Annotated in this window: 15 protein-coding genes; 10 read left to right on the plus strand and 5 right to left on the minus strand. The window is 71.3% G+C overall.

Translation table 11 applies throughout. The annotated features are described in order from the left end of the window. The first annotated feature begins 20 nt into the window (after positions 1-20). The 3 genes from ACFWZH_RS05690 to ACFWZH_RS05700 are packed head-to-tail and all read left to right on the plus strand — an operon-like array spanning position 21 to position 4599. Complete coding sequence (locus ACFWZH_RS05690; protein WP_384425894.1) at positions 21-1697, plus strand: carbamoyltransferase C-terminal domain-containing protein; 1677 nt, start codon at positions 21-23, stop codon at positions 1695-1697. Next, positions 1694-3055 carry a KamA family radical SAM protein gene (locus ACFWZH_RS05695; RefSeq protein ID WP_384425896.1) on the plus strand — a complete coding sequence of 454 codons (1362 nt, stop codon included), beginning with the start codon at positions 1694-1696 and terminating at the stop codon, positions 3053-3055. The genes ACFWZH_RS05690 and ACFWZH_RS05695 overlap by 4 nt, the downstream gene beginning before the upstream one ends. Next, positions 3052-4599 carry an AMP-binding protein gene (locus tag ACFWZH_RS05700; protein WP_384425899.1) on the plus strand — a complete coding sequence of 516 codons (1548 nt, stop codon included), beginning with the start codon at positions 3052-3054 and terminating at the stop codon, positions 4597-4599. The genes ACFWZH_RS05695 and ACFWZH_RS05700 overlap by 4 nt, the downstream gene beginning before the upstream one ends. 61 nt (positions 4600-4660) lie before the next feature. On the opposite strand, the gene ACFWZH_RS05705 is transcribed toward ACFWZH_RS05700, so the two are convergent. Further along, positions 4661-5332 carry a hypothetical protein gene (locus ACFWZH_RS05705; RefSeq protein ID WP_384425902.1) on the minus strand — a complete coding sequence of 224 codons (672 nt, stop codon included), beginning with the start codon at positions 5330-5332 and terminating at the stop codon, positions 4661-4663. Positions 5333-5683: 351 nt separating this feature from the next. Here ACFWZH_RS05705 and rox point away from each other — a divergent pair, with 351 nt between their 5' ends. The 5 genes from rox (at position 5684) to ACFWZH_RS05730 (ending at position 9473) form a co-directional block, all read left to right on the plus strand. Continuing rightward, positions 5684-7153 carry a rifampin monooxygenase gene (gene rox, locus ACFWZH_RS05710; RefSeq protein WP_384425904.1) on the plus strand — a complete coding sequence of 490 codons (1470 nt, stop codon included), beginning with the start codon at positions 5684-5686 and terminating at the stop codon, positions 7151-7153. A 217-nt stretch (positions 7154-7370) separates the two neighbouring features. Further along, positions 7371-7787 (plus strand): hypothetical protein, encoded by a 417-nt coding sequence (locus ACFWZH_RS05715; protein WP_384425909.1) that lies wholly within the window; start codon positions 7371-7373, stop codon positions 7785-7787. Between the two features lie 55 nt (positions 7788-7842). Further along, a complete protein-coding gene (locus ACFWZH_RS05720) occupies positions 7843-8238 on the plus strand; it encodes a hypothetical protein (protein WP_384425912.1) in 396 nt (131 codons plus the stop codon). An 88-nt stretch (positions 8239-8326) separates the two neighbouring features. Continuing rightward, complete coding sequence (locus tag ACFWZH_RS05725) at positions 8327-8749, plus strand: DUF6153 family protein (protein WP_384425915.1); 423 nt, start codon at positions 8327-8329, stop codon at positions 8747-8749. An 85-nt stretch (positions 8750-8834) separates the two neighbouring features. Next, the gene (locus ACFWZH_RS05730) at positions 8835-9473 is read left to right on the plus strand and encodes a DUF305 domain-containing protein (RefSeq protein WP_384425918.1); all 639 of its coding nucleotides are present in this window, start codon (positions 8835-8837) and stop codon (positions 9471-9473) included. Positions 9474-9813: 340 nt separating this feature from the next. Here ACFWZH_RS05730 and ACFWZH_RS05735 read toward each other — a convergent pair whose 3' ends face one another. Continuing rightward, positions 9814-10377, minus strand: a complete 564-nt coding sequence (locus tag ACFWZH_RS05735) for a hypothetical protein (RefSeq protein ID WP_384425921.1) — start codon at positions 10375-10377, stop codon at positions 9814-9816. Positions 10378-10575: 198 nt separating this feature from the next. On the opposite strand from ACFWZH_RS05735, the gene ACFWZH_RS05740 reads away from it, so the two are divergent. Further along, complete coding sequence (locus ACFWZH_RS05740) at positions 10576-11091, plus strand: EF-hand domain-containing protein (protein WP_384425924.1); 516 nt, start codon at positions 10576-10578, stop codon at positions 11089-11091. Between the two features lie 253 nt (positions 11092-11344). After that, complete coding sequence (locus tag ACFWZH_RS05745) at positions 11345-11947, plus strand: hypothetical protein (RefSeq protein WP_384425926.1); 603 nt, start codon at positions 11345-11347, stop codon at positions 11945-11947. Positions 11948-12036: 89 nt separating this feature from the next. Here the strand turns inward: ACFWZH_RS05745 and ACFWZH_RS05750 are convergent, their stop codons facing one another. The 3 genes from ACFWZH_RS05750 to ACFWZH_RS05760 all read right to left on the minus strand — a co-directional run bounded on the left by ACFWZH_RS05750 (position 12037) and on the right by ACFWZH_RS05760 (position 13814). Further along, a complete protein-coding gene (locus ACFWZH_RS05750; RefSeq protein ID WP_384425929.1) occupies positions 12037-12396 on the minus strand; it encodes a MerR family transcriptional regulator in 360 nt (119 codons plus the stop codon). A 10-nt stretch (positions 12397-12406) separates the two neighbouring features. Further along, positions 12407-13132 (minus strand): SDR family NAD(P)-dependent oxidoreductase, encoded by a 726-nt coding sequence (locus ACFWZH_RS05755; RefSeq protein ID WP_384426769.1) that lies wholly within the window; start codon positions 13130-13132, stop codon positions 12407-12409. Positions 13133-13334: 202 nt separating this feature from the next. Next, positions 13335-13814: an OsmC family protein gene (locus tag ACFWZH_RS05760; RefSeq protein ID WP_384425932.1), complete on the minus strand. Its 480-nt coding sequence runs from the start codon at positions 13812-13814 to the stop codon at positions 13335-13337. Positions 13815-13871 lie beyond the last annotated feature (57 nt).

A 13871-nucleotide genomic window follows, 5' to 3' on the forward strand; every position in this document is an offset into this window, starting at 1 on the left:
ACCCCTACGGAGAGCCGTCCATGTGGATTCTCGGTGTCAACGCGCCCCCCACCGGGTGGCACGACACGGCCGCCTGCCTCGTCAACGGCGAGGGGGAGGTCATCGCCTTCTCCGAGGAGGAGCGCTGCAACCGGGTGCGCCACTCCTTGTACCGCAAGCCCCTGAGCGCTGCCCGCTTCTGCCTTCAACAGGCCGGCATCACTGCCGCCGACATCGACGTGGTGGCCGTGGGCTGGAACACCCAGCAGCTCTACCCCGGACGCTTCACCGACGACGCCGACTTCCTCGCCTTCGCCGTGGGGCTCGACTTCGGCGGGCGGCCGCCGTCCGTGGTGCGGGTGCCGCACCACGCCGCACACGCCGCGTCCTCCTTCTACGCCTCCCCGTTCCGCAAGGCCGGCGTCCTGGTCGTCGATGGACACGGCGAGAACGAGTCCTCGACCGTCTGGACCTTCGAGGACGGCGCCGAGCCCCGCCTGGAACGCACCTGGCCGCGCACCTCCTCGCTCGGATACGCCTACGACGCCGCGTCCACCTGGCTCGGCTTCTCGTTCCTCAACGCGGGCAAGACCATGGGGCTGGCCGCCTACGGCCGGGCCCGGGGCACCGCCGTTCCGTCCCTGGTCGACCTCTCCGCCGACGACTTCCGTCTCGCCGTCGGCCCGTTGGAGGAGAGCACCGGTCACGCCACCGCCGACGAGATCAAGGAGCAGTACGACACCACCGTCGCGGCCTGGCGGGAGCGCTACACCAAGATCGCCGGAGCGGCCGGCCCCACCCTACCGGAGGGGCGCCTCGCCGACGACCCCAAGGCCGTCCTGGTCGCCTACACCGCCCAGCGCATCGTGGAGGAGACCGTCACCGCGCTGGCCGCCACGACGCGCAAGCTCTCCGGCGTCGACGAACTCTGCCTGGCCGGCGGCGTGGCACTCAACTGCAGCACCAACGGCACCCTGCCCGGACCGCTGTACGTGCCGCCGGTGCCGCACGACGCCGGAGTGGCCCTGGGCGCCGCCTGGTACGTCAACCCGCCCAAGTACCGCACCGGACGGCCCCTCACCCCGTACCTCGGCACCGACGTCGACGGACCCGCCGGCCCGCGGTCCGCCGCGCCCGACACCGCCGACCTGGTGCGCTCCGACCTGGACATCGACCAGGTCACCGCGCTGCTGCTGGACGGGCACGTCGGCGCCGTCGCCCAGGGGCGGGCCGAAGTGGGGCCGCGCGCGCTGTGCCGCCGGTCCATCATCGCCGTGCCCGACACCGCCGAGGTCAACACCCGGGTGAACGTCATCAAGGACCGGGAGCAGTGGCGCCCGTTCGCAGGGGTGACCCGTCCCGGTTACGGCGCCCGCCTGTGGGAGCCGCAGGAGCACCTCAGCCGCTACATGCTGGGCGCGGCCAAGGCCACCGAACTGGGGCGGCGGGTCGCTCCCGGGGTGGTCCACGTCGACGGCACGACCCGGCCGCAGGTACTGCTCTCCGACGAGGCCCCCGCGGTGGGCGCCGTCCTCGACGCGCTGGAGCGCGCCGGGGTGCCGCCGGTGCTGCTCAACACCTCCTTCAACGGCAAGGGCGAGCCCATCGTCAACACCCGCGGTGACGCCCTGGCCGCCTTCCGGGCCATGGACCTGGACTTCCTCGTCCTGGGCGACGAGCTGTTCCGCAAGAAGAACGACGCCGAGGGGACCCGATGACGCCCACGAGCCGGCCGGCCCCCGGCCCGGCGGACGGCCCGCCGCCGTACGGCGAACGCTTCCGGGCCTTCGGACCGCGGCACATCGACGAGATCGCCGACCGCTACGGACTGGCACCCGAGGTGCGCGAAACCGTGCGGCGGATCTCGCTGGTGCTGCCCTTCCGCGTCAACGGCTACGTCCTGGAGCACTTGATCGACTGGGACCTCGGCACCGCGGACCCGCTGTTCCAACTGACCTTCCCGCAGCGCGGCATGCTGACTTCCGAGGACGAACGACAGCTCGCCAAGCTCTCCGCCGACCCGGCCGACAAGCCCTTGCTGCGGGAGGCCGTCACCGCCATCCGGGACCGGCACAACCCCCACCCGTCGGGTCAGCTGCAGCTCAACGTGCCCGTACAGGAGGGGGTGTCGCTGCCCGGCCTGCAGCACAAGTACCGGGAAACCGTCCTGTACTTCCCCACACAGGGGCAGACCTGCCACGCCTACTGCACCTACTGCTTCAGGTGGGCGCAGTTCATCGGCGACGCGGACCTGCGCTTCGCCGCCCCCGACCCCTCGGGCCTGATCCGCTACCTCGCCGAGCACCCCGACGTGCACGACGTACTGGTCACCGGCGGCGACCCGATGGTGATGACCACGGAACGCCTGCGTACGCACCTGGAGCCGCTGCTGGACGTGGAGACGGTCCGGACGATCCGGATCGGCACCAAATCGGTCGCCTACTGGCCGCAGCGCTTCGTCACCGACCAGGACGCCGACGAGGTACTGCGGCTGTTCGAGAAGGTGGTGGCCTCCGGGCGGCAGCTCGCGGTGATGGCGCACTTCAGCCATCCGCGGGAGCTGGCGACGGACCTGGCCCAGCGGGCCCTGCGCCGGATCCGCGCCACAGGAGCCGTCGTCTACGGCCAGGCCCCGCTGATCGCGCACGTCAATGACGACGCCGAGGTGTGGAACGGGCTGTGGCGCGCCGAACTGGCCGCGGGAGTCGTGCCGTACTACATGTTCGTGGAGCGCGACACCGGCCCCCAGGAGTACTTCAAGGTGCCGCTGGCCCGGGCCGCACGGATCTTCCAGGACGCCTACCGCACGCTGCCGGGCCTGGCCCGCACGGTACGCGGTCCGGTGATGTCCGCGACGCCGGGCAAGGTCGCCGTGGACGGGGTCGAGGAGACGCGGCAGGGCCGCTGGTTCCAGCTGAGGATGCTGCAGGCCCGTGACCCGGCCCTGGTGGGACGCCCGTTCAGGGCGCGCTACTCGCCGGACGCGGCCTGGCTGCACGAGCTGGAGCTCGACCCCCAGGCCCCCTCGGAGATACGGACCGCCTGCCACGGCCCGTTGCGGGCGGACGCCGCATGAGCGCCTGCCGCACCCTGTACGACTGGTTCGCGACGGCGGCCGCCGCCCGTCCCGGCGCCACCGCCCTGGAGGTGGACGGCCGAGCGCTCGACTACGCCGAGCTGGCCGCCGAGGCCGAGCGGATCGCGGCCGGCCTGCTGCGGCACCTGAACGGCCAAGTGCCCTCCAGGGTCGGGCTGCTGGCCTCCCGCACCGTCGTCGCGTACGCCGGATACCTGGCGGTGCAGCGCCTGGGTGCCACGGTCGTGCCACTGGGCACGGCCTTCCCGGCGCACCGCAACGCCGCCGTGGCCGAGGCGGCGGCACTCGACGCCGTGATCACCGACGGCAACGGCGACCCGACCGGGATCGCGGCGCCGATGTGGCGGCCCGAGGACCGCAGCGCGGACACGACCGCCGCACGGAGCGGGTCGCCGGCCCACGACGGCGCAGGGCCGTCCCCGGTGGCGGCGGACCCGGACGGCGTCGCGTACATCCTGTTCACCTCCGGGTCCACCGGTCGGCCCAAGGGGGTGCCGGTGCGGCACCGCAACGTGGCCGCCTATCTGGAGCACGTGGTACCGCGTGCGGCGGCCGGACCCGGCGCCCGGCTCTCGCAGACCTTCGACCTGACCTTCGACCCCTCGGTCTTCGACATGTTCGTCGCCTGGGGGTCGGGGGCGGCGCTGGTGGTGCCGACCCGTGACGAGGTGCTCGCACCGGTCCGTTTCATCCGGCAGCGCGGCATCACCCACTGGAACTCGGTCCCGTCCGTCATCACCCTCGCGGGCCGGCTGCGCGCGCTGAAGCCGGACAGCATGCCGACCCTGCGGCACAGCATGTTCTGCGGCGAACCGCTGACCTACCAGCAGGCGCGGGCCTGGCGCCGCGCCGCGCCCGGCAGCAGTGTGGACAACGGCTACGGGCCGACCGAACTGACCGTCACCTGCGCCACCTACCGGCTGCCGGAGTCCGAGGACGACTGGCCGCGGACGGCCAACGGCACGGTGCCGATCGGCACCCCCCACCCCGGCGCCGACATCCTGCTCCACGAGGGCGAGTTGTGCGTCCGGGGTCCCCAGCGCTTCCACGGATACCTCGACGCGAAGGACGACGAGGGCCGCTTCCTGACACCGGACGCCGAGCCCTGCGCCCCCGGGGCCGCCCTCACCGAGGCCCACTGGTACCGCACGGGAGACCGTGTCACCCGGCACACCTCCGGCGAGCTGGTGCACCTGGGACGGCTCGACCAGCAGGTGCAGCTGCACGGCTACCGCGTGGAACTGGGCGAGGTGGAGGCGGTGTTGCGGCAGCAGCCGGGGGTGGCCGACGCGGTGGTGCTGGCCCGGCCGACGGCCCACGGCACCCATCTGGTGGCCGCCTACAGCGCGTCCGGCCACGAGGTGCCCGACGCGGACCGGGTGGGCGCCGCGCTGCGCGAGCGGCTTCCCGGGTACATGGTGCCCGAGACCCTGACGGCGCTTCAGGCGCTGCCGCTCAACCCGAACGGCAAGATCGACAGGGCGGCCGTGGACGCGCTGCTGGCGCGGGAGACAGCCAGGTGAAACGGCGTCGGGAAGGGAGCGGAAGGCCCCCGTGCCCGTACGGCACGGGGGCCCCGCCGGGTCAGTGCTGCTGCTGCGCCTTGCGGCGGCGCAGGACCAGGTAGCCGCCGGCCGCGACGAGCCCGGCGGCCGTCGTGGCCAACAGGCCGACGGGGGCGCCGTTGCCAGTCTCGGCGAGGTCGCCGGTGCTCGGCGCGGACGGTGACGGCGAGCCCGCGGAGGTCGGGGCCGCGTCCGCGGGGGCGGACGAGGTGGGGGTGGCGGTCGCCTCTTCGGAGGCGGACGGGGTGGCGGACGTCGAGGGCTTGCCGCCGCCCGTCTGGGTGTCGTCCTCGCAGTCGGTCCAGAAGACCTTGTGCTTGGCCCGGCCGTGCTCGCCGTCGAAGTTCCAGAAGAGCTTGTAGTGGCCGTCGGGCAGGGACAGGTCCTGCGTACGGCCGTGTCCCTCGCCGTCGAGCGTCAGGGCACCGGACTTCACGGTCTCGCCCTTGACGCCGGCGGTCGGGGCCCAGGCCTCGATGTGCCAGTCGACCCGCTGTCCGGAGTCGAAGCCGAAGGCGTCGAGGTAGAAGGTGCACACGTGGGGCTCGTTCTTACGAAGCTCCGCCCCGGTCCGGGCATCGTGGATCTTCACGGTGCCGTTGTCGCCGGGGGTGGCGTAAGCGGAAGAGGCGAGCAGCAGGGGCGCGGCCACGGCGGCCGTGAGCGAACCTGCGAAAACAAGCGGGCGCATGGGCATTCCAACGGTGAAAGAGGAAGGTTGCCGTGGGGGGCGGCTCAGCTTCCTGCGCCCTCGGGAGTTCGTCAAGGCAACCCAAACCACTTATGTCGCAGACAACGCCACTTGCCCCATTGGTCCCACATAACGACATGGAAACAGGGCTCCGTGCCGGCCGTGCCGTCCGTGCGCGGCGGACGGCAAAAACAAAGGCAAGGAGGGATGTCCACTCCTTGCCACTCTCAACGTATAGCGCACCGGGGGGCTTGTGGCAAGGCCCCGGTCATGGCGCAGAATCACCGTCCTCAGCCAGAGATCCGCGGATCCGGCTGCAGGGAAATTGTTGTCACTGAGTGAGGGGTTGCGTTGATCGACGTGATCATTGCCGGCGGTGGACCGACCGGCTTGATGCTGGCCTGCGAGTTGCGGCTGGCCGGAGTGCGGGTGGTCGTGCTGGAGAAGTCGACCGAGCCGACCAAGCAGTCCCGGGGGCAGGGCCTGCACGCACGCAGCGTCGAGATGATGGACCAGCGCGGCCTGCTGGACCGGTTCCTCGCGACCAGCGAGAAGTACCAGGTCGGCGGACTCTTCGGCGGCATCACGAAGCCGTGGCCGGACCGGCTGGACACCGCGCACCCGTACGGTGTCGCCACCCCGCAGCCGGTCACCGAGCGGCTGCTCGACGAGCGCGCCCTCGAACTCGGCGCCGAGATCCGGCGCGGCCACGAAGTGGTCGGGGTGAGCCAGGACGAGGACGGGGTGACCGTCGAGGTGGCGCGTGGGCGGACCCCCGGCGACGAGGGCGCGGCGGCCGGGGGAGGCACGCGGTTGCGCTCGCGCTACCTCGTCGGATGTGACGGCGGCCGCAGCGCGGTGCGCAAGCTGATCGGCGTCGACTTCCCCGGCGAGCCCGCCACGGTCGAGACGCTGCTGGGGCAGATGGAGGTGACGGAGGATCCGGCGACGATCGCCGCCGTCGTCAAGGAAGTCAACAGGACCCAACTGCGCTTCGGCGTCACCGCCCCCGACGAGGACGGGGTGTGCCGCATCGTCGTGCCCGCCGACGGGGTGGCCGAGGACCGTGCGGCCGAGCCGACCCTCGAAGAGTTCAAGCGGCAGCTGCGGGCCCACGCGGGCACCGACTTCGGTGTGCACTCGCCGCGCTGGCTGTCCCGGTTCGGCGACGCCACCCGGCAGGCCGAGCGCTACCGGGTCGGCCGGGTGCTGCTGGCCGGCGACGCGGCGCACATCCACCCGCCGACCGGCGGGCAGGGGCTCAACCTCGGCGTGCAGGACGCGTTCAACCTCGGCTGGAAGCTGGCCGCCGCGGTCAACGGCTGGGCTCCCGAAGGGCTGCTGGACAGCTACCACGCCGAACGGCACCCGGTGGGCGCCCGCGTACTGGACAACACCCGTGCGCAGATGACGCTGCTGGGGACCGATCCGGGGGCGACCGCGCTGCGGGAGCTGTTCTCGAAGCTGATGGACTTCGAGGAGGTGAACCGGTACGTCACCGGCATGGTCACCGCGGTCGGGATCCGCTACGACTTCGGCGAGGGCCATGAACTGCTCGGCCGGCGACTGCGGGACGTGAAGCTGAAGCAGGGGCGCCTCTACGAGCTGATGCACGGCGGCCGCGGACTGCTCCTGGACCAGACCGGCCGGCTCTCGGTGGCGGGCTGGGCGGATCGGGTCGACCACGTCGTCGACGTCAGCGAGGAACTGGACGTGCCCGCGGTGCTGCTGCGGCCGGACGGCCATGTGGCGTGGGTCGGTGAGGACCAGCGGGAGCTGGTCGGTCGGCTGTCACGGTGGTTCGGCGCCGACGCCGGCTGAGCGGGCGGTTGCGGCCCTGGAGGCCGCGGGGCGTCAAGGGCGGGGCCTCGATCGGGAGGCCCTGCCCGGCGCCCGCGCCCGCATCGGAATTCCCTCTACCTCAATCACGCACACCGCGCATCCGCAGTCGCCCATCCGTGTGCATGTCGTCACTGACGGTATGGATATCAAAGTAGTCGGAAAAGGGTGATTCCACACCTACTGATAGGAGAGTGCAATGCGAGTGCGTGCCACTCTGGCCGCGGCCGCCCTGGCTGCCGTCACCGTCCTGACCGCCGCGGGGACAGCTGCCGCCGACGTCGGTGGCGAGGAAGCCACCGGCACCATCACCCAGACCGCCGACTCGCGCCCCGAGGCACGCGACACGGAACCCGGTGGGCGCGACTCGGGCTCGGAGGGGCGCGACTGGAGCGGCGGGAGCGGCGACATGAGCAACGCCGGCGGCCGTGGCGACATGAGCAACGCCGGCGGTCGCGGCGACATGAGCAACGCCGGCGGTCGCGACATGAACAACGGCAGCGGACGCGACATGAGCGGCGGATCCGGGCCTGACATGAGCAGCGGCAACGGGCGCGACTGGAGCAACGCCAACGGAGGCGGCACGCCCGGCTTCGGCCCCGGCGGCCTGAGCTGAGCGTCTGCTCCGTAACGCCACGAAGGCGGCGGGCGGCACCAGTTACCATCGGCGGATGGCTCGCAGCGACAAGAAGGCACGGCGTCTCGTGGTCGACGGGCAGACCTTCCTGTGGTCCCTGCGCCACACCCACCACGTGCCGGACAACGGTCGGTACGAAGACTGCTGCGAAACCCTCGTCATCCGCCTGTTCAAGGCCAGGGGGCGGCTCCACGTCCACTTCCGCGAGGGTCCCGGCAGACTCGTCCCGGACGGGTACCTGCACGCCGGGGCGGTCGGCACGGCCGGCGGGAGGTTCCTGAACCTCCACGAACCGGGCACCGTCAGGGCCCTGCTCGACGAAGCGCTGGCCAAGGGGTGGTGTCCCGACGATCCGCCGACCGAAGAGCTGGACGGCTGGGCCCTCTTCGACGCCGTGGCCACTCGTCGCGGTGCCGTCCCGACCGAGTGATCCACGGCTGACGGACCCGCACCGACCGGCGCGGGCCACAGCGACGGCCGGGTGACGGCCGTCGACACCCGCCGTCTACGATGCAGGCATGAGACAGCACTCGCGGCGCACGGCCCGGCCCCATGGGGCGCGGGCCCGTGTGCTGCTGGTGCTGGCCGTGCTCGCGGGCGTGCTGGCCATGCACGGCCTGGCACCTGCCGTTGCTCCGGCACCGGCGCACGCCGCGCCGGCGGCCCACCATGCGGCCCCCGCCGCGTTCCCGGCACACACGGAAGCGGCGGGTTGCGGCGACTGTCCCCACGCGCATCATGACGGCGCCGGCGGGCACGCCCAGCACGCGGACGGGACCTGCGCGGCCGGCGGTACGAGCGCGGCCCCCGTACTGCCCGCCCTGGCCCCGGCCGGCACGGCCATCCGCGTCGGCGCGGCCGCGCCGGTAGCGGTGCCGGCGACGTCCCTGGGCGGACGCGCCCCGCCCTCACTGAGCGAACTGCAACTCCTGCGCATATAGGGCGGCTCCGGCGACCCGGCCCCTCGGCCGGTGTCCTCGCCCGTTGAGCCCGAATCACGCATATACGCACAGGAGTTGCTTCACCATGACCGCACGCCGTTCCCTGATCCGCCGCGCCGTCGCCGTGGCGGCCGCGGCCACCGCCGCCGTCGTACTCGCCGCCTGCGGCGGAACCGGCGACAGCTCGGCCGGCCACGGCGGCCACGACAAGGCCGCGCCCACCGCGTCGGCCTCCGCCAAGAAGGGCGGGCACAACGCCGCCGACGTCACCTTCGCGAAGGGGATGATCCCGCACCACCGCCAGGCGGTGCAGATGGCGGAACTCGTCGCGAGCCGCACCCGGTCCGCCGAGGTCGAGAAGCTCGCCGGGGAGATCAAGAAGGCCCAGGACCCGGAGATCAAGAAGCTGTCCGGATGGCTGACCTCCTGGGGTGAGCAGGTGCCCGAGGAGCACGGCGGCGGGGAGCACGCCGGGCACTCCATGGGCTCCATGTCCGGGATGATGGCGCCCGAGGAGATGGACGCACTGGAGAAGTCCTCCGGCAAGGCGTTCGACACCGCGTTCCTCAAGATGATGATCAAGCACCATGAAGGCGCGGTCGAGATGGCCAAGAGCGAGCGGGCCGACGGCGGCTACCCGCCCGCCAAGGACATGGCCGGCGACATCATCTCCTCCCAGAGCGCCGAGATCACCCGCATGAACAAGCTGCTCGGCAAGCGCTGACCCACCGCGGTGGGGGCGGTCATGGCCCGCCCCCACCGCGCGCCGTAGGGGATGGCCCCAGCCGTGCCGCCCACCCAGCTTTTGGCACGGCAGAACACGCCCGCGCCTCCGGCTGCGCCCTGGGGGCAGGGAGTCGTAGTGCCCGCCTCGCCCGTTTCGCCGCCGGACCGCAGCCCCGCCTTCATCTCCCCAAGGATCCGGCATTTCCGGACGCCCTGCTTTCCGAGCGATTTCACTGGGTTCTGTCTCTCCGATCATGATCGGAGAGACAGCTGAGCAGTGCTGCGGCGGTGACGGACCCCACAACTCTGCACGCGGCCCGTGCAGTTGCGCGCCGGTGCTACGGCAGGATCTCCAGCTGAACCGCGCTTTGGGTGCCCTGGAGGCCGGAGGTGAGGCAGTCCGTGGGCAGTTGGTGGGGCAGTGAAGTCACGGTCCGGCGTACGAAGTGGTCCTCGCCGCGTCCTTCCACGACCCTGCCCGACTGCAGGACGACCAGGACACCCGCCACGCGGGCGGTGGTCGCGCCGTCGATGACAATCAAGGACCGGCTGCCGTCGGCGTAACGGACGGTCTCGGTGCCCCTCGCGCCGGACAGCGAGACGCAGGACGCCGACGGCGCGAAGGCGTCGAAGGAACCGGTCGCCGCAACGGTGCGGCCAAGGCCGTTGGTGCACGTGTAGCGCACATCCGCGTGGTTGTGGGTCGCCCGGGGCACCAGGGTGAGCGGCGGGTCGTACCTGCTGTGGGCGTTGCCCGCGCAGGTGACGGTCCCGTCCCCGACCGTCCCGGCCTGACCGGCCGGCGCCCACACCATCGACGAGACCACCAGCGCCAGCGACCCCAGCACCACCGTCGTACCGCGCCTGCTCAACACATGCCCCTCCAGCACGTCCACTGCCATGACGAACGCCTGTCTACCCACGAGCAGGACGGCTGAACAGGCACATCGAAGTGCATCGACGGCGCACGCCTGCCTCAGCGCGCTACCGCGCACCCCTGTCCTGCCTATCGGCCGCTTGGCATCCGGAACCCGCCGGGTAGGAGGCGCTGGACGAATCCTCGTCGAGCAGGAGCATGAACCAAGCAGGAGGAGACCCGAGTGAGCCGTACGACCGTCACACCCGCCACCGCCGCGCGAGAACGCGTATTCGCCATGATGGACGCCGACGGGGACCAGGTCATCACGCGGCACGACTACCTCTCCCGCATCGACCGAACCGTCCTGGCCACCGGGCGCGCAGAAGACGACCCGCTCGTCGTCGCCGCCCGCACGGAAGGCATCAAAGCCTGGAGCGCGATGGACGCGAACGACGACGGAAAGCTGACCTTCGACGAGTACAACGCCTGGGTGGGCGCCGACAAGTTCGACAACATCTGTCGATTCGCGCTCGGCGCGCTCTTCGACCTCACCGATGCGGACAGCGACGGCGCCTTGGACAAGGCCGAGTTCATGGCGCTGCGCACCGCGCTGAACAACTCGGCCGGGAACGCCGCCGCCGCGTTCGACGCGCTGGATGCCGACGGCGACGGCCGGATCAGCCGCGACGCGTACCTGGCATCGATCCGCGCCTACATCGTCGGCGACAGCTCCCCGATGGGCGAGGCCCTGTACTAGCCAGGCCGTGCCTCTTCAAGCGTGTGGCCCGCTGTTCAGACCATGTTGAGCAGAGCGGATCTGGACGGACGACGAGCGGGCGGCGCTGAAGCCGTTGCTGCCGGTGAGCAACAACCGGTGTGGCCGGTGGCGGGACCACCGACTGTCCAGTGCCAGTGCCCACCTGCGCCACCTCATGGGCACTGTGACCGGTGCCGCCATCCGCCGCTGGCTCCGTTCATGACCCGCCGCACAGGCCATAGGATCCTCGCCCATGGGGGCGGACATCGACGGCGCGATTGAGGCACGCGGGTCCTGCGGGGGCTGGGAGACCGAGGTGGATCTGCTGGACTTCGGGCTCGTGCGGCAGCGTGACGCCTGGGAGTGCCTCTTCGGCTTCGGCGGGGGCCTCGGTGTGGAACGGCCACTGTTCGACCGGCGGGGGCTTCCGGACGACGTCTCGGAGCCGGTCGCCGATACGGGGGAGGGGGAGTGGCAGCACAGCCACTCGTACGCCACGTGGGCCGAGGTCGCGGCGGTCGACTGGGACGGGCCCGTGTGCGACGGTCCGGACTACACCCGCGTCGGCGTGTGGCGGCCGGGCCCGGACGGCGGGCTCGCACTGGACGAGGTGGTCTGGGCGCCGGTCGAGGTCCTCGACGCGGCGGAGGAGCTCTTCGGCGAGGATCTGATGCCGTCGGAATGGCCGCCGGGCGGCGAGGTCCGTCTGAACGGCGCCGTGTACCGCCCGGTGGTCCTCACGCCCCGTATGTTCGCCCCGCCGGACGGCAGTTGGGGCTCGGTGTGGGCGGCGATGCGCGAACTGGCGGCCGTGTACGGGGATGAGAACGTCCGCTTGGTGGTCTGGTTCGGCTGAGCCGGACAAGATCCGGTGCTCTGACCGGGGGTCCGCCGGGGCCTGCCGCGCAGCAGAGTCGCGTGACCCCTCCCGGCGGACGTTGGCGGTCAGCGCACCAACTGCGGGGCCTGGTCCAGTACTTCGGTGAGGCGGGTACGGACGACGTCCAGCGCGGCGATCTTCTCCTCCACGTCGGCGAGCCTCCGAGCGATGACCCGTGCGCTCGCGGAACAGACGGGGCCATCGGCGATGTCCTGATCGAGACAGGGAAGCAAGGCGCGGACGTCATTGGCGGTGAGGCCGATCGAGAGCAGCAGCTTGATGTTGGCCACCCGGCCGACTGCCGTCTCGTCGTACTCCCGATACCCGTTCGGCGCTCGCCGGGGGTGGAGCAGGTCCTGCTGTTCGTAATAGCGCAGTGCCCGAATGGTGGTGCCGGCCGCGTTCGCCAGCTCTCCGATCAGCATCGTTCCCTCTTCACCCAGCCGCACTCAGTCCCCCGTCGACCCGGATGACCGTACCGGTGAGGTAACCGGCTTCGGGGCGCGTCGCGTTCACGATCCACCAGGCGATCTCCTTGGGCTGAGCGATACGCCCGAGCGGGATGCGGGCCCGAAGCTCCTTGCCCGCCACGGCGATCTGCTCGTCCGAGAGCCCGGATCGGCTCAGCACCGGTGTCGCCGTTATCCCGGGGGCCACCGACAGAACACGAATGCCGCGCTGCGCGAGCTCGACCGCCCAGGTGTGGGTCAGGAAGTCCAGAGCCACCTTCGTGGATCCGTAGATCGAGTTGCTCGGCCAGCCGTAGTGGGGCGGGTTGGATGTGATGTTGACGATGGTGCTGCCGGCCTCCAGGTGCGGCAGAGCGTGCTGGGTGAGGAACACCGGGGCGAGAAGGTTCGTGGTGAGCTGTTCCTCGGCGACCTTCCGGTCGATCGCACCGAGCGGAGCAGGACGAGTGATCGCGGCGTTGTTGACCAGGACATCGATGCGGCCGAACGCTTCCAGCGCGGCGGCGACGATGTCGGCGGGGGCATGGGGCTCGGCGACGTCGGCCACGAACGTGCGGATGCGCGGGTGCTCTCCGGCCGTCTGCGCCAGGCGTTCGCCGGTCCGGCCGACGATGAGGACCTCGGCCCCCTCGGCGGCGAACTGCTGGGCGGCCGCACGACCGATCCCGGTGCCTCCTCCGGTGATCAGCACTGCCCGGCCGTGAAGGGTATGCGTCTCTTCCATGCGCGAGACGCTAAGCCTTGACCCTGGCGTCAAGGTCAAGGTCAAGGGCCGGGGCCGCCCGACAGCCGGGCCGCCCGCCTGCCCGAAGGCTCACGCGGCGGACGGCCACCCCACTTCGGCGACAAGCGGTACAGGAAGCGCAACACCGTCGAGCGGGTCCGGACTCAGCTCAGTTCTCCTGGACACGAATGACGGGTGTATGAGTGAGGGGGAAGTTCACCGAGCGGGCGATGAAGCACACTGCGGGTACGTCGCCGTGCAGTGAGCGGGCCTTCTCCACCATCGACGCGTCGGCGACGGTCACCTCGGGGCACAGGACAACCTCGGTGATCTGGCCTCCTCCGCCGCTCTCGTCCATGGCCATGACTCCATGGGCGTGGTCCTCGTAGTCGATGACGGTGACCCCGCCGACGGCACAGAGATGGAGGTACCAGAGCATGTGGCACTGGGCGACGGAGGCGACGAGCAACTCCTCGGGGTTCCAGCGCGCCGGGTCACCGCGGAACGCGGGATCCGAGGAGGCGGCGATCCCGGCCTTGCCGTCCGCCAACACCTCGTGATCTCGGCTGAAGGACCGGTAACTGTCCGTGCCTGACCCGAGGTTGCCCGTCCACTCGACCGTAACGTCGTAGGTATGCGTTGTCGTCATGGGGCCAGAGCTTAGAAGGCACGGGGGGCGGTGCTGCTACGCATTTAACTCCGCGCC

This window comes from Streptomyces sp. NPDC059008 (assembly GCF_042749045.1).
Classification (GTDB): Bacteria; Actinomycetota; Actinomycetes; order Streptomycetales; family Streptomycetaceae; genus Streptomyces.

Coding starts and splice junctions, on each gene's coding strand:
- ACFWZH_RS05690 (WP_384425894.1), top strand. CDS start 21: ATGTGGATTCTCGGTGTCAACGCGCCCCCCACCGGGTGGCACGACACG.
- ACFWZH_RS05695 (WP_384425896.1), top strand. CDS start 1,694: ATGACGCCCACGAGCCGGCCGGCCCCCGGCCCGGCGGACGGCCCGCCG.
- ACFWZH_RS05700 (WP_384425899.1), top strand. CDS start 3,052: ATGAGCGCCTGCCGCACCCTGTACGACTGGTTCGCGACGGCGGCCGCC.
- ACFWZH_RS05705 (WP_384425902.1), bottom strand. CDS start 5,332: ATGCGCCCGCTTGTTTTCGCAGGTTCGCTCACGGCCGCCGTGGCCGCG.
- ACFWZH_RS05715 (WP_384425909.1), top strand. CDS start 7,371: ATGCGAGTGCGTGCCACTCTGGCCGCGGCCGCCCTGGCTGCCGTCACC.
- ACFWZH_RS05720 (WP_384425912.1), top strand. CDS start 7,843: ATGGCTCGCAGCGACAAGAAGGCACGGCGTCTCGTGGTCGACGGGCAG.
- ACFWZH_RS05725 (WP_384425915.1), top strand. CDS start 8,327: ATGAGACAGCACTCGCGGCGCACGGCCCGGCCCCATGGGGCGCGGGCC.
- ACFWZH_RS05730 (WP_384425918.1), top strand. CDS start 8,835: ATGACCGCACGCCGTTCCCTGATCCGCCGCGCCGTCGCCGTGGCGGCC.
- ACFWZH_RS05735 (WP_384425921.1), bottom strand. CDS start 10,377: ATGGCAGTGGACGTGCTGGAGGGGCATGTGTTGAGCAGGCGCGGTACG.
- ACFWZH_RS05745 (WP_384425926.1), top strand. CDS start 11,345: ATGGGGGCGGACATCGACGGCGCGATTGAGGCACGCGGGTCCTGCGGG.
- ACFWZH_RS05750 (WP_384425929.1), bottom strand. CDS start 12,396: ATGCTGATCGGAGAGCTGGCGAACGCGGCCGGCACCACCATTCGGGCA.
- ACFWZH_RS05760 (WP_384425932.1), bottom strand. CDS start 13,814: ATGACGACAACGCATACCTACGACGTTACGGTCGAGTGGACGGGCAAC.